Origin of the sequence: Streptomyces litmocidini (assembly GCF_014649755.1) — a bacterium.
Classification (GTDB): Bacteria; Actinomycetota; Actinomycetes; order Streptomycetales; family Streptomycetaceae; genus Streptomyces; species Streptomyces litmocidini.
Map to the genome: position 1 here is coordinate 245,107 of NZ_BMTQ01000009.1, position 14,025 is coordinate 259,131.

The following is a 14,025-nucleotide window of genomic DNA, read 5'->3' on the forward strand; positions in this document are numbered from 1 at the left end:
CTCGCCCCTCCGCCGGGGCGAGGCGCAGCCGGATGAAGGGAAGTCGAGGAGATGAGCAAGGCGCTCGACGTCGTCGTGATCGGCGGCGGCCAGGCGGGACTCGCCGCCGGATACCATCTGCGCCGCCTCGGCGGCCTCGACTTCGCCGTCCTCGACGCCCAACCCGCGCCGGGCGGGGCCTGGCAGCGCATGTGGGACTCGTTGCACCTCTTCTCGCCGGCCGCGTACTCGTCCCTGCCCGGTCGCCTCATGCCGCCGCAGCCGGGGGAGACGTACCCCGAGGCCGCCCACGTGGTCGACTACCTGACGGACTACGAGCGCCGGTACGAGCTCCCCGTACAGCGGCCCGTTCGCGTCGAGGCGGTCCGCCGCGACGGCGAGCACCTGCGCGTCGAGACCGACTCCGGTGTCTGGCGCGCCCGCGCCGTCGTCAGTGCCACCGGAACGTGGGCGCGGCCGTTCCTCCCCTCCGTCCCGGGCCGCGGTTCCTTTCCGGGGCGGCAGCTCCACACCGTCGAGTACCGCACTCCCGGTGAGTTCGCCGGAATGCGGGTCGTCGTCGTCGGAGGCGGGAACTCCGGAGCGCAGGTCGCTGCCGATCTCGCGTACGACACCGACCTCACGTGGGTCACCCGGCGACCCGCGCGGTTCCTCGCCGACGACGTCGACGGCCGTGTCCTCTTCGACCACGCCACCGCCCGCCGCCGTGCCCTCGACGAAGGCCGTGCCGACGGCGGGGGAGTCGCTTCGCTCGGTGACATCGTCGCCGTACCGCCCGTACGCGAAGCCCGCGACGCGGGCCTCCTCGAGGCACGACCGATGTTCACGCGTGTGACGGGGACCGGTGTCGAGTGGGCCGACGGTACGCGGGCCGAGGCCGACGCCATCATCTGGTGCACCGGATTCCGTCCTGCTCTCGCCCACCTCGCCCCGCTCGGGCTCCGCGGGCCTCGCGGACGCGTTCCCACCCGGGGGACAGAGGCTGTCGGAGAGCCCCGGCTCCATCTGCTCGGGTACGGCGACTGGACCGGGCCCGCCTCGGCCACCCTTGTCGGCGTCGGCCGTCCCGCACGCGAAGCCGCGCGGGCCATCGCCGCCCTTCTGCGCCGAGGCGACGCAGGTGAACGGACGGTGAACGCCTGACGGATGTCGATCATCGGATTGGCCGTGGAATCTTGTCGGCTCGTATGGTGTCAGGATGGCGATTCCTGCGATGGGCACACCGATCGAGGACGTGAGTGCGGAGCGCTGTGTTCCGTGCTCCCCGGGACTGCTGATCGACCGCGGTGAAGTCGAGCTGCTGACGGCACAGTTGAAGGCGATGGCCGACCAGACCCGCCTCCAGATCGTCCACCTCATCGACCGGTCGCCGACCGGAGAACTCTGCGTCTGCGACCTGACGGAGTCGCTCGACCTGGCGCAGCCCACGGTGAGCCGTCACCTGAAGATCCTCACCACGGCGGGGCTGCTGCGCCGTGAACAGCGAGGAACCTGGGCCTGGTTCTCGATCCGCTGGGACGCCCTTCGGGAGCTCAGGAAGCGTGCCTTTCCCCAGGGCGCCGACTGCTCGTCTTTCTGACCCTCCCGGTTCGACGCGGCGACGCCGCGTCCGTCTCCGCGGCGAGGATCCCGGGAACCTCCGCGGACGTGCCGGTGCCGACTTCGCGCATCGCTGTCTCCTCAAACGGGCTGCGGTACAACGGCGTTGGAAAATCCGTCGGTTGACACCGGTTGTGCTCGGTGTGTCACGATCAGGCCATGACGACGTCGGTGAACGCGGAACTGCTGAGGGCTCTGGCGGACCCTCTGCGGCTTCGCATCGTGTGCCTGCTCGCCCGTGAGTCGCTGTGCACGACTCACCTCGTCGAGGAGACGGGCGCGCGGCAGACGAACCTGTCGAACCATCTCCGGGTTCTCCGGGAAGCGGGTGTCGTGGAGACCGAGCCCTGCGGACGTTTCACCTATTACCGGCTGTGCCCGGAGGCGCCGGCCGATCTGGCCGCGTTCTTCGGCGGTCTGGCCGACGGGGGACGCGGAGCCACGGCGGCCCGGCGGCCTTGCGGTTGAGGCCGGCCGCTTCTCCTTCGGGGCGCCCGTGCCGTTCGGCGTCCACCGACCCGTGGCCCCGAGAGCCGTGGGGCGCGATCCGTGCGGGAACGCCACTCCTTCCCGGCCTTTCCGGCGGCCCCGGCGCAGGTGGTCCGACCGTGTCGGGCAGGTGGGCCCCGAAGCCGTTCGCCACGCCTGAATCATCGATGGCCGCCGATCGAATTTCGCCGTCCGTCGCGCGGTTCAAATGTCTTGCCGCGGTTCTGGCGACGGAATCCGCAGAAGTCGCAAGGTGCGCGGACGTCTCTCATCCTTGCCGGCCTCATCTGCGTGAACGCCCACCCTGGGTGACCTGTCCGGCTTTCGCGAGCACCCGCCGAGGCGGCCGGTCCGAGCCAGGTGCGCCGTGCGGCGGCGACGTCCGGAGAGGGGCGACCCTTCGACCGTTCATCGATCTATTGACATAGATCGCTCGACCCTGGCAGGGTTCCGGCCGTCGGCCGACAGTGCCGTTGCCGATCTGGTCCCCGCCCCGTTCCGTCGGCCGGCCCCGGCCCCGACCACACGTCGACGCAAAGGTTCCCACCATGGCCGCCACGCCCCGCCCGCACTCGCCCACCACCGAGGCACCGGTCCTGCTCCTCATGGGCAGCGGTGACCGCCGCTACCGGGAGTACATCGTGGCGGCCGTCTCGCGCCACTTCCGTCTGTGGCTCCTCGACGCCTACGAGCCCAGCTGGCAACTGCCGTACGTGGAGGGGACCTCGCTCCTCGACACCAAGGACCTCGACGCCCTCCTCGCCGAGGCGAAGAAGGTCATGCAACAGCTGCCCGTCGCGGGGGTCTTCACCTACGACGAGTCCCTCGTGCACACCGCCGCCCGCCTCGCCGAAGCCCTCGGCCTGCCCGGAAGCGCGCCCGACGCGGTGCTCTCCTGCCGGGACAAGGCGACCACGCGGGCACGGCTGACGGCCGCCGACGTGCCGCAGCCGGCCTGCACCCCGGTCTCCACGGCGGCCGAGGCGCGCCGTGCGGCCGAGGCGACCGGCTATCCCGTGGTGGTCAAGGCCCGTGGACTCGCAGGCAGCCTCGGTGTCGTCCGGGCCGACCACGGCGACGCCGTCGAGGCGGCCTTCGATGCGGCCAGCTCCGCCCACTGGCCCGGAGTGCCCCGTTACGAGGCCGACGTCCTGGTCGAGGAGTACCTCACCGGTCCCGAGATCAGCATCGACGCGGTCGTCGTCGACGGCGTGTGCACCCCGATGATCGTGGCGCGCAAGCAGACCGGCATGGACCCGTACTTCGAAGAGACCGGCCACACCGTCGACGCCGCCGACCCCCTCCTCCAGGACGTCGAGCTCCTGGACCAACTGCACCGCATCCACGAGGCGCTCGGTTTCGCACACGGTGCCACGCACACCGAGTTCAAGCTCACCCCCAAGGGACCGCGCCTCGTCGAGATCAACGCGCGCCTCGGCGGCGACTTCATCCCCCTCATCGGGATGCTCGCCACCGGCACCGACCCGGCGGTCGCGGCCGCCCACGTGGCGGCGGGGCTCACTCCCGACACCGCGCCGAAGGAACGGAGGACCGCGGCCATCAGGTTCCTCTACCCGGAGGCCGACTGCGAGGCGGCCGAGGTGACCGTCCGCACCGACCTCTTCGGGCCCACGGTGCACAGCGCGGTCGCGACGGCCGGCCCCGGCACCCGGCTGGCACTCCCGCCCCGGGCGTACATGAACCGGTACGGCTACGTCATCGCCGTCGGCGAGGACCCCGAGCAGGTGACCGCCGACCTGGAGGCCGCGCCCACCCTGGTCGCACTGCGGTCGCGTCCCCTGACCGACTGACCGGTTCCACCTCTCAGGCCCCCAAGGAGCCACCGCCCGTGAGCAAGCCCTCCGACCAGCCGTCATTGCGCTGGGAAGACAACGCGATCGTCACCCTCGACCAGCGGGCGCTGCCCCACGAGAGGCGGCTGCTGCGCCTGGACACCGTGGACGACGTCGTCACCGCCATCACGACGCTCGCGGTGCGGGGCGCCCCCTCCATCGGACTCGCGGGCGCCCTGGGCGTCGCGCTCTCGGCGTACGCCCACTGCTCGCCCGACACCAGCGGCGGCGGGCGGCAGGCCGTGCGCGCCGACGCCCGGCGACTCGCCGCCGCCCGCCCGACGGCCGTCAACCTGGCATGGGCCGTCGACCGGGCCCTCGGAAGGCTCGCCGACGGCCCGGACGCGGTCCTGGCCGAGGCCACCGCCATGATCGACGAGGACCGGGCGGTCAACCGGCAGATGGTCGCCCACGCGGTCCGGGCCGTACTGGACCGCTGCCCGCGGCGGTCCCTGCGACTCCTGACCCACTGCAACACCGGCCGGCTCGCGACCGCGGCCGTGGGCACCGCCCTCGGCACGATCCTCGCCCTCGCCGATGCCGGAAAGGTCGCCGAGGTCCTCGTCGACGAGACCCGGCCGCTCCTGCAGGGCGCCCGGCTGACGGCCTGGGAACTGGCAGAGGCCGGCGTGCCGCACCGCGTGTGTGTCGACAGCGCGGCCGCCGCGGCCATGAGCCAGGGGCTCGTCGACTGCGTCCTCGTCGGAGCCGACCGGATCACCGCGCGCGGGGACGTGGCCAACAAGATCGGCACCTACGGGCTGGCGATCGCCGCCGCCCACCACGGCATCCCCTTCATCGTCGTCGCCCCCGAGTCGTCGTGGGACAGGTCCCTCGTCGACGGCCGGGACATCGTCATCGAGGAACGCGCCACGGACGAAGTGACCTCCTACGGCGAGATCCGCACCACGCCACGCGGTACACGCGCGTACAACCCCGCCTTCGACGTCACCCCGGCTTCCCTGATCACCGCGGTCGTCTCCGAGCACGGTGTCCACCACGCATCCGAGGCAAGGGCATGAGCTACGCACCGTCCACCGCCGCCGGCAAGCAGACCGCCCAGCAGCTGGCCGACATCTCCCGCACCCTGTACGCGCGGGGATGGATGCCGGGCACGTCCGGCAACATCTCCATGCGGCTGCCCGACGACCCCGGCCGGGCGCTGATCACGGCGAGCGGCCGGGACAAAGGCGAACTGACCGCCCGGGACGTGGTGGAGGTCGACGCCCTCACCGGCCGGGCGTCCCCTCCCGGCCAGGACCGCCCCTCGGCGGAGACCTCCATCCACGCGGCGGTCTACCGCGTCACCGAAGCCCGCGCCGTCATCCACGTCCACTCCCCGTACGCCACCGTCGTCGCCCACCGTGCCGCTTCCCCGGACACCGTCTCCTCGGTACGGGTGGACCGCTTCGAGCTGCTCAAGGGACTGGGACTGAAGGACCCGACCGTCACGGAGCTGCCGGTCTTCCCCAACTGGCCCCAGGTCGAGCGGATCGCCGACGACGTCGCCGCCCGTCTCGCGGTCGACCGGGAAGGTCCGCCCGGCCTGCTTCTCGCCGATCACGGCATCACCACGTGGGGCGACTCGCTGGGCCAGGCGAAGAGCCGGCTCGAATGTCTCGAGTCGCTCTGCCAACTGCTCGTGCTCTCCCGGTCCGAGCTGCACGTCTCCCGTGCCTGAAGAACCCGACGACAGGACCACACCATGACCTTGCTGCAGATCATGCCGGACGACGCACCGGACACCGTGCTGCTCCGCACGCAGGACGAGGAGACCATCGCACAAGCCCTGCGCGAGAGGTCGGTCTCCTTCACCCGCTGGCCGCTGCGCGCACAGGTGACGCCGCAGACGTCGTCCGGGGAACTGCTCGACGCCTACCGGGCCGAGGTCGACGAACTGTGCGCCCAGCAAGGGCTGCGCCTCGTCGATGTCGCCCGCCTGCACCCCGAGGAGGGAGCGGAGTGGCAGCAGCGCGCGGCCAAGGCCCGGTCGGCTTTCCTCGACGAGCACCGGCACGCCGAGGACGAGGTCCGGTTCTTCGCCCAGGGCACCGGCTGCTTCTACCTGCATCTGGACGACCGCGTGTACGCCGTGGTGTGCGAGGCCGGTGACCTGCTGTCGGTCCCGGCCGGCACCCGGCACTGGTTCGACATGGGGCCCGTACCGGACTTCTGCGCCATCCGGTTCTTCGAGAAGGAGGACGGCTGGGTGGGGGACTTCACCCAGGAGCCCGTCGCCGAAGGCTTCCCCCGCCTCGACGCGTTGCTGCGGGAGGGCTGATGCCGGGCAGCCGACAGGCCCGGGTCCCCGACAACGGGCTGCGGGCCGTCGTCCTCGACATCGAGGGAACCACCGGCTCCCTCGGCCACGTGCGTGACGTCCTCTTCCCCTACGCGCGTGAGAGGTTCGCCCCCTGGCTCGCCGCACACCGCGGCACCGCACCCTGGCGGCAGATCCTCGACGCGGTCACCGCCCACACCGGGACGGCCCACGACGAGGCGAGTGCCCTGGCGCTCCTGGAGCAATGGGCCGACGCCGACGTGAAGGCGGCGCCGCTGAAGACGCTGCAGGGACTGATCTGGGCCGACGGCTACGCGGCGGGCGAGTTGTGCGGTCACGTGTACCCGGACGTGCCGCCCGCACTGCGGCACTGGAAGTCGCGGGGCACAGGCCGCTTCGTCTATTCCTCGGGCTCCGTGGCCGCCCAGCGGGACTGGTTCGGCCACACCGCCCACGGCGACCTGCGCCCGCTGCTCGACGGTTACTTCGACCTGACGACAACCGGCCCCAAGGCGGACCCCGACTCCTACCGTGCGATCGCGGCGGATCTGGGGCACGCACCTGCCGACCTGCTGTTCGTCAGCGACGTCGGTGCCGAGCTCGACGCCGCGGCCGCGGCCGGCTGGCGGACGGCCGCTGTGCGCCGCCCCGGCGACGAACGCGCGGCAGTGACCGGCCACGAGGCCGTGGCCTCTCTCACCCCACTCGTTTCCCGGCCCGGCCCGGGTGGACCGGCGGCGCCGGTCGACACGCACACGCAGGAGCATCCGAACGATGAGTGATCCGTCCGACACGGCGCCGAAGGCCGACTTCGCGGTCATCGGCGGCAGCGGCTTCTACGAACTCCTGGAGTCGGTCCAGCGCGTCGAGGTCACCACCCCCTACGGCGCACCCTCCGACGCGGTGTCCATCGGCACCGTGGGCGACCGCAGAGTGGCCTTCCTGCCCCGGCACGGCAGCCACCACGAGCTCCCCCCGCACCGCATCAACTACCGCGCCAACATGTGGGCACTGCGCTCGTTGGGAGTGAGGCAGGTCCTCGCGCCCTGCGCCGTCGGCTCGCTGCGCGCCTCCCTCGGCCCCGGAAGCGTCGTCATCCCCGATCAGCTCGTCGACCGGACCGCCGGCCGCGTCCAGACGTACTACGAGCACGGCGCCGTCCACGTGTCGTTCGCCGATCCGTACTGCGCGGCGGGCCGCGCGGCCGCGCTCAAGGCCGCGGGGGAGGCGGGTGCCGACGTCCACGACGGGGGAGTGATGGTGGTCGTCGAAGGGCCCCGGTTCTCCACCCGGGCCGAGTCCCAGGGGTACGCCGCGGCAGGCTGGTCCCTGATCAACATGACCGGGCACCCCGAAGCCGTACTCGCCCGTGAACTCGCCCTCTGCTACACCTCCATGGCCCTGGTCACCGACTACGACGCCGGTGTGGAGCACGGAGAGGGCGTCTCGCAGGACGAGGTGTTCCGCGTGTTCGCGGCGAACGTGGAACGCCTGAAGAGCCTGGTCCTGAAGACCGTCCACGCCCTGGACCGCGAGCGGACGTGCGCGTGCGCGACGACGCTGGACGGGATGGAGCTGCCGTTCGAGCTCCCCTGATACGACTGGTACTGATACGACTGGTACGACGGCCGGTACGGGCCGGATCCGCGCCGGTCAGGAACACGCAGGCTGATGCCGGTCACCGCGGTGACCGGCATCAGTCATCCGACCACCGGGCTGCGGCGCTCCACGAGCAGGACGTCGCGCCAGACCCCGTGGTGGCGGGCCACGCGCTCCCGCCGGCCCAGCACGCGGAACCCCACGGCCTCGTGCAGAGCCAGGCTCGCCGCGTTCTCGGGGAAGACGCCCGCCTGGATCGTCCAGATCCCCGCCTTCTCCGTGGAGACGACCAGTGCCTCCAGAAGCGCTCGCCCCACGCCGGTTCCGCGCGCCGTGGGACAGACGTACACGGAATGCTCGACGACCCCCGCGTACGCGGGCCGGGTCGAGACGGGCGACACCGCCGTCCAGCCGACCACCCGCCCCCGCCGCTCCAGCGCCACGAACCGGTGCGCCACCAGCTTGGCGGTGTCGAACGCGCTCCACGGCGGCGCGGTGGTCTCGAACGTGGCGTTGCCCTCGTCGATGCCTTGCCGGTAGATCGCCAGGACGGCCGGCGCGTGGTCGTCGGTCATCGGGACCAGGGTGATGTCCGAGCGCGGGGATGTGGTGGTCATGCGTGCTCCTTGTCCCCGTGCGCTCCCGCGGACGGGGTGCGCACGGTGTTCGTCAGCGGGTACGGCGACGCTCCCGCGGCGCCGGGGGTCGCCGCAGGAGCGTGGGTGGGGGGTGGGGAGGAGCACCGGGTCAGAGCAGGGGCAGCGTGACGAGACCGATGCCCACGCTGCCGATGAGGCCCACGCCGAGGTAGAAGGCGAACACCTTCGTCTTGACGACGCTCTTGACGGCCACCATGGCGGGAATCGTCGTGATGGCACCGCCGAGGAGGAAGGTGACGCCCGCCGCCGCGACCATGCCCTGGTCCAGGAGACCCTCGACGACGGGGATGGCACCGACGCCATTGAGGTAGAGCGGGACGCTGATGAGCCCGGCGATCAGGACGGAGAGGACGCCGTCCGTGCCGAGGATGCCCGAGACGACATCGGTGGGTACGTAGCGGACGATCAGGGCCTCGAGGACGATGGCCAGGAGCAGCCACTTGCCCAGGATCAGGGAGTCGCTGACGATCTCCTTGAGGATCGCGCCGGCGCGGAGGTTCTTGATGTCGCGCCGCACGAGTACGCGCCACGGGGTGCCGTCGTCGTCCGCGTCGTTCCGCGCGGCGGCGGAGCAGCCGCCGGCCGCGGGCTCGGCCGCCTGGGTGGAACCACCACAGCCCCCCGCAGGGCCGCTGTCGCTCCCGCTGCCGCCTCCGACGGTCACGGTCTCGGGCACGGTCGCCTTCGCGGTCGAGCAGGCCGGCTCGGGCACGGCCACCGTCTCCTGCGAACAGCTCTTCGCGGGCGCCTTCTCCTCCGTCGAGTCGAGCAGCGGATCGGCGAACCGGCCGCGCCGCTCCAGTGCCAGGACGAGGAGACCCGCGCCGAAGCTCAGCACCAGGGCGCCGATGAGGCGGGCGGTGGCGATGGGGAGTCCGAGCTGGGCGGCGGAGAGCGCGTAGATCTCCGGGTCCATGGACGGGGAGGCGATCCAGAACGACATCACCGCCGAGAGCGGGACGCCGGCTATCAGGAAACGGCGGATCAGCGGGATCACGGTGAAGGAGCAGAAGGGACTGAACGCTCCGATGGCCGTGACGATGGCGATGCCGAGGACGCCCCTGCGTCCCTGGGCGAAGCTGCGGCGCGCGACCACGTCGATCGACAGACGCTGTACGGCGATGCCCAGGACGATGGCGAACAGGAACCACGGGAGATAGTGCAGCACCTCGAACAGGATGAACAGGCCAAGGGCCCGCAATTCGTCCACAGGTGAACCTCTCTGAGACGGTGACACATGAGGGGAGCGGCGCCGTGAAGCGACGAACAGGAGACGTGGCGAGCCGCGTGGGGAGGCTCGATCGGCATCCCCTTCTATCGAATATCGATGATAGACGATTAAAGGGAAGAGGGGCAATGGGAATCGGGGGGACCCACGTCGTGCTGAAGGGAGCCGCCCCGCCTCTTCGGTGGCGGCTGCCCGGAAACGGAGCTTGTTTCCCGGGTCGTGCTGGTGCGGATGCCCTCTGTGCGGCGTCTGTGCCGCCACCCTTGTCGGCGGTCCCGCTCGCATGTGGGGCGCCGACGGGGTCGTACGGGCCCTCCGTGGCGGTCCTCCGCGCGGGGCGAACCTTGCCGTCGCGGGTGGTCATCGAATAACATCGATGAATCATGAGCGGTACGATGAATGCCCAGCTGATCGATCGGACCACGGCCGAGTCCTATGCGACCTGGTTCAAGGCCCTTTCCGATCCCACCCGCGTGCAGATCCTCAATCTTCTCGCCCTGGCGACCGGGCCGATGAGCGTCGGAGAGATCGTGGACCGGATGGGCGTCGGACAGTCGACGGTGTCCCACCACCTGAAGCTGCTCGCCGACGTGCGATTCGTCCTGCGCGAGCGCCAGGGGACCTCGATGCTCTACTCCATCAACGTCGCCTGCGTGGCCTGCTTCCCCAGTGCGGCCGACGCCGTCATGGGCCGCCCCGCGGCCTCGGCGTGAGGACCGGTCCCTTGACCAAGTCGACCCCGCACATGTCCGGTGCGAGCGCCACGGCCTGCTGCCCGCCCCTCGTGACCGCCGCGCTGTCCGAAGGGGACGCCGAGATCATGGCGGCGATGTTCAAGGCGCTGGCCGACCCCGTCCGGCTCCGCCTCCTGTCCAGAGTGGCATCGCACCCCAACGGCGAGGCGTGCGTCTGCGACATAGCCGACGTGGGCGTCTCCCAGCCCACGGTCAGCCACCATCTGAAGAAGCTCCGGGAAGCGGGCCTGCTCACCTCCGAGCGGCGCGGCACCTGGGTGTACTACCGTCCCGCGCCCGGCGTCCTGGCCTCGCTGGGCGCGTTTCTCGCCGACGCCGAGAAGGCCGGCGAGGAGGACCTCTCTCTGGCGGCCCGGAACTCCTGACGTTCGGCGTCGCCGCTCCCGGACCCGGGGCCGCGACGTCGATTCCGCCGTGGTCCGCCCGTCCGCACCCGTCCGTGCTCGACGGGGTCAGCCGATGTGCGGGCTGCGCCGCTCCACGAGGACGGTGTCGCGCCAGACCCCGTGGTGACGGCCGATGCGCTCACGCGTGCCGATGACCCGGAAGCCCGCACGGGCGTGGACGGCGAGGCTGGCGGAGTTCTCGGGGAAGACGCCGGACTGGATGGTCCAGATCCCGGCCGCCTCGGTGGAGTCGACGAGCGCCTTCAGCAGCGCCGACGCGACGCCCCGTCCCCGCGCGTCGGGGTGTACGTACACGGAGTGCTCGACGACGCCGGCGTACGCGCACCGGTCGGAGACCCTCGTGACGGCCACCCACCCGAGCACCCGGCCGGCCTCGTCGAGCGCGGCGAATCGGTGCTCCGGCAGCTTGGCCCCGTCGAACTGCTCCCACGTCGGGGCGACGGTCTCGAAGGTGGCGTTGCCCTCGTCGATCCCGGCCTGGTAGATCGTGACGACCTCGTCGGCGTGGTCGGCCGTGAGGGGGACGACGGTGACGGTGCGGGTGGCTGATCCGGTCATGGAGCGGAGTCTCCCAGACGGAGGCGTGGGTGCGGCGTCGGGACGGGGCCGGAGGTGCGAGGGAAATCCGGGGCGGGTGCGCTTCCCCCGGCGCTCCGGCGGCCGTCAGGCCGAGGCGGCCCTGGTGAGGAGGGCCCCCATGGCCGCGAGGACGGTGGGCTCGACGCGGTAGTACACCCAGGTGCCGCGCCGCTCCGAGGAGAGCAGCCCGGCCTCCTTCAGCTTCTTCAGGTGGTGGGAGACGGTGGGCTGGGAGACGCCGACGTCGGAGATGTCGCAGACGCACGCCTCGCCGCCCTCGTGCGAGGCGACGGAGGAGAAGAGCCGCAGCCGGACCGGATCGCCCAGCGCCTTGAACATCACGGCGGTCCGCTCGGCCTCCTCGGCGGTCAGTGGCCGCTCGTTCAGGGGCGGGCAGCAGGGCTCCGTCGCGGGCTCCAGCACCGGCAGCACCTTCATCTTCGACATCCGTCTATGTTGACACATGTCGAACCAGCCGCCCAGGGCTTCGCCCGGCCGGGGGGGGGGGGGGGGGGGGGGGGGGGGGGGGGGGGGCTGCGGCGCGTGGCGCCATGGTGCGGATCCACGGCCGGCGTGCGCCCGTCCCGCCCCGTCGGCACGTGCTTGAGATCGCAATTTCGATGCATGTCTATGTTGAAACTCATCGAATCAAGTGCCATGCTGGAGGCGCAAGAGATCGACGAACGTCGAATCAAAAGGGGAAGAGCCGTGAACGTCACCGCCACCGACCAACTGCCCGTCGTGGTCGTCGGAGCCGGCCCCGCCGGCCTGGCCGCTGCCGCGCACCTCGTCGACCGGGGCCTGGAGCCCTTGGTCCTGGAAGCCGGCACCCGGGCGGGAGCCGCGGTTCGGGAGTGGTCCCACGTGCGGCTCTTCTCCGCCTGGGGCGAGGTCGTCGACCCGGTCGCCGAGAAGCTCCTGGCCCCGACCGGCTGGGTGAAGCCCGACGCGGACACGTACCCGACCGGTGGGGACTGGGCGGCCGCCTACCTTCAGCCGCTCGCCCACGTCCTCGGCGACAGGGTCCGGCTCGACGCCCGGGTCACCGGCGTCTCCCGCACCGGACGCGACCGCGTCGTCGACGCCGACCGCGAGCAGCAGCCCTTCACCGTGTACGTCCGGTACGGCGACGGACGCGAGGAGCGGGTTCTCGCCCGGGCCGTGATCGACGCCTCCGGCACGTGGTCCACTCCGGGCCCGGCAGGCGGAGACGGGCTCCCGGCCCTCGGCGAACGTGCGGCGGCGGAGCGGATCTCCTACCGGGTTCCCGACCTCAAGGACCCTGCCGCACGGGCCCGTTATGCAGGCAGGCGCACCGCCGTCATCGGTTCCGGAGCCTCGGCCTTCACGGCACTCGCCTCGCTCGCCGCCCTCGCGAAGTCCCCGGGCGGTGCGGACACCCGTGCGACATGGATCCTGCGGCGCGGCATCTCGGGCAACACCTTCGGCGGGGGCGGCGCCGACCAGCTCCCCGCCCGTGGAGCCCTCGGCCTCGCGGCGAAGGCCGCGGTCGACGAGGGGTACGCGGACGCCGTCACCGGCTTCCGCACGGACGCGATCGAGCGCGACGGCGAGCGCCTGGTCCTGGTCTCCGAGGACGGCCGTCGGCTCGACCCCGTCGACGAGGTCATCGTCCTGACCGGCTTCCGCCCCGACCTGACTTTCCTCGGCGAGCTGCGTCTGGGCCTCGACGAGCGGCTCCAGGCCCCCGTCGAGCTGGCCCCGCTCATCGACCCGAACCAGCACTCCTGCGGCACGGTGTACCCACACGGTGTGAAGGAGCTGGCGCACCCGGAGCCGGGCGTGTACCTGGTGGGGATGAAGTCCTACGGCCGCGCTCCGTCCTTCCTGGCCCTCACCGGCTACGAGCAGGTCCGATCGGCCGTCGCGGCCATCGCCGGTGACCGTGAGTCCGCCGAACGCGTCGAGCTCGTACTCCCCGAGACCGGGGTCTGTGGCGGCGCCGGCCTCTTCGACCAGCCCGCCGACGCCACGACCGACGGCGGCTGCTGCGCGGCCCCGACGGCACTCCGGACCGGCGTCGGAGCCCCGGCCGCCTCCGGCGGCTGCTGACCCCGCCCCATCCACCCACAGCTGGAGGAACACGATGTCCCGCGTACAGCTCGCCCTGCGCGTTCCCGACCTGGCGGCATCCGTCGCCTTCTACACGAAGCTCTTCGGCACCGAACCGGCCAAGCTCCGTGACGGCTACGCCAACTTCGCCCTCGCGGAACCGCCGCTCAAGCTCGTCCTCATCGAAGGCACCGGGAACGAGGACACCCGTCTGGACCACCTCGGTGTGGAGGTCGACACCACCGAGGCGGTCCACGCCGCCACGGCCCGCCTGGGCGAGGCCGGTCTGCCGACGACGGAGGAGAACGACACCACCTGTTGTCACGCCCTCCAGGACAAGGTGTGGGTCCACGGCCCCGGCCGCGAACCGTGGGAGGTGTACGTCGTCAAGGCCGACGCCGACACCCTGACCAAGCAGCAGGGCAGCACCTGCTGCGCTGGCACGGCCGCCAGCACCGACAGCGACGCGAGGGAACCGGTCACCGCCGGCGGATGCTGCTGAC

Annotated in this window: 17 protein-coding genes; 13 read left to right on the plus strand and 4 right to left on the minus strand. The window is 71.7% G+C overall.

What is annotated here, in order from left to right:
• The first annotated feature begins 51 nt into the window (after positions 1 to 51).
• The 9 genes from IE180_RS21060 (at position 52) to IE180_RS21100 (ending at position 7,818) form a co-directional block, all read left to right on the plus strand.
• A complete protein-coding gene (locus IE180_RS21060; protein WP_190158463.1) occupies positions 52 to 1,143 on the plus strand; it encodes an ArsO family NAD(P)H-dependent flavin-containing monooxygenase in 1,092 nt (363 codons plus the stop codon).
• Positions 1,144 to 1,198: 55 nt separating this feature from the next.
• Complete coding sequence (locus tag IE180_RS21065) at positions 1,199 to 1,579, plus strand: ArsR/SmtB family transcription factor (protein ID WP_190158464.1); 381 nt, start codon at positions 1,199 to 1,201, stop codon at positions 1,577 to 1,579.
• A 179-nt stretch (positions 1,580 to 1,758) separates the two neighbouring features.
• Positions 1,759 to 2,067, plus strand: a complete 309-nt coding sequence (locus IE180_RS21070; protein WP_190158465.1) for an ArsR/SmtB family transcription factor — start codon at positions 1,759 to 1,761, stop codon at positions 2,065 to 2,067.
• Between the two features lie 569 nt (positions 2,068 to 2,636).
• Positions 2,637 to 3,899 carry an ATP-grasp domain-containing protein gene (locus IE180_RS21075; RefSeq protein ID WP_190158466.1) on the plus strand — a complete coding sequence of 421 codons (1,263 nt, stop codon included), beginning with the start codon at positions 2,637 to 2,639 and terminating at the stop codon, positions 3,897 to 3,899.
• Positions 3,900 to 3,937: 38 nt separating this feature from the next.
• The gene (gene mtnA / locus IE180_RS21080) at positions 3,938 to 4,963 is read left to right on the plus strand and encodes an S-methyl-5-thioribose-1-phosphate isomerase (protein ID WP_190158467.1); all 1,026 of its coding nucleotides are present in this window, start codon (positions 3,938 to 3,940) and stop codon (positions 4,961 to 4,963) included.
• Positions 4,960 to 5,622: a methylthioribulose 1-phosphate dehydratase gene (mtnB, locus tag IE180_RS21085; protein WP_190158468.1), complete on the plus strand. Its 663-nt coding sequence runs from the start codon at positions 4,960 to 4,962 to the stop codon at positions 5,620 to 5,622. The genes mtnA and mtnB overlap by 4 nt, the downstream gene beginning before the upstream one ends.
• Positions 5,623 to 5,646: 24 nt before the next feature.
• Positions 5,647 to 6,222, plus strand: a complete 576-nt coding sequence (locus IE180_RS21090) for a 1,2-dihydroxy-3-keto-5-methylthiopentene dioxygenase (RefSeq protein ID WP_190158469.1) — start codon at positions 5,647 to 5,649, stop codon at positions 6,220 to 6,222.
• Complete coding sequence (mtnC, locus tag IE180_RS21095; protein WP_190158470.1) at positions 6,222 to 7,004, plus strand: acireductone synthase; 783 nt, start codon at positions 6,222 to 6,224, stop codon at positions 7,002 to 7,004. Before IE180_RS21090 ends, mtnC begins: the two co-directional genes overlap by 1 nt.
• Complete coding sequence (locus tag IE180_RS21100) at positions 6,997 to 7,818, plus strand: S-methyl-5'-thioadenosine phosphorylase (RefSeq protein WP_190158471.1); 822 nt, start codon at positions 6,997 to 6,999, stop codon at positions 7,816 to 7,818. Before mtnC ends, IE180_RS21100 begins: the two co-directional genes overlap by 8 nt.
• Before the next feature lie 104 nt (positions 7,819 to 7,922).
• Here the strand turns inward: IE180_RS21100 and IE180_RS21105 are convergent, their stop codons facing one another.
• Positions 7,923 to 8,438 (minus strand): GNAT family N-acetyltransferase, encoded by a 516-nt coding sequence (locus IE180_RS21105; RefSeq protein ID WP_190158472.1) that lies wholly within the window; start codon positions 8,436 to 8,438, stop codon positions 7,923 to 7,925.
• Between the two features lie 130 nt (positions 8,439 to 8,568).
• On the minus strand, positions 8,569 to 9,690 hold the full coding sequence (locus IE180_RS21110; RefSeq protein ID WP_190158473.1) for a permease: 1,122 nt from the start codon (positions 9,688 to 9,690) through the stop codon (positions 8,569 to 8,571).
• 401 nt (positions 9,691 to 10,091) lie between these two features.
• Here IE180_RS21110 and IE180_RS21115 point away from each other — a divergent pair, with 401 nt between their 5' ends.
• The gene (locus IE180_RS21115; protein ID WP_229832930.1) at positions 10,092 to 10,421 is read left to right on the plus strand and encodes an ArsR/SmtB family transcription factor; all 330 of its coding nucleotides are present in this window, start codon (positions 10,092 to 10,094) and stop codon (positions 10,419 to 10,421) included.
• 32 nt (positions 10,422 to 10,453) lie between these two features.
• Positions 10,454 to 10,828, plus strand: coding sequence for an ArsR/SmtB family transcription factor (locus IE180_RS21120; protein ID WP_190158515.1), 375 nt, complete (start codon positions 10,454 to 10,456; stop codon positions 10,826 to 10,828).
• Positions 10,829 to 10,915: 87 nt separating this feature from the next.
• Here IE180_RS21120 and IE180_RS21125 read toward each other — a convergent pair whose 3' ends face one another.
• Both IE180_RS21125 and IE180_RS21130 read right to left on the minus strand, forming a co-directional pair.
• Complete coding sequence (locus IE180_RS21125) at positions 10,916 to 11,428, minus strand: GNAT family N-acetyltransferase (protein ID WP_190158474.1); 513 nt, start codon at positions 11,426 to 11,428, stop codon at positions 10,916 to 10,918.
• A gap of 105 nt (positions 11,429 to 11,533) precedes the next feature.
• Positions 11,534 to 11,896, minus strand: a complete 363-nt coding sequence (locus tag IE180_RS21130; protein WP_190158475.1) for an ArsR/SmtB family transcription factor — start codon at positions 11,894 to 11,896, stop codon at positions 11,534 to 11,536.
• A gap of 261 nt (positions 11,897 to 12,157) precedes the next feature.
• On the opposite strand from IE180_RS21130, the gene IE180_RS21135 reads away from it, so the two are divergent.
• Positions 12,158 to 13,522 (plus strand): NAD(P)-binding domain-containing protein, encoded by a 1,365-nt coding sequence (locus tag IE180_RS21135; protein WP_229860695.1) that lies wholly within the window; start codon positions 12,158 to 12,160, stop codon positions 13,520 to 13,522.
• A gap of 34 nt (positions 13,523 to 13,556) precedes the next feature.
• Positions 13,557 to 14,024 (plus strand): ArsI/CadI family heavy metal resistance metalloenzyme, encoded by a 468-nt coding sequence (locus IE180_RS21140; RefSeq protein ID WP_190158476.1) that lies wholly within the window; start codon positions 13,557 to 13,559, stop codon positions 14,022 to 14,024.
• The last annotated feature ends 1 nt before the right edge of the window (position 14,025 follow it).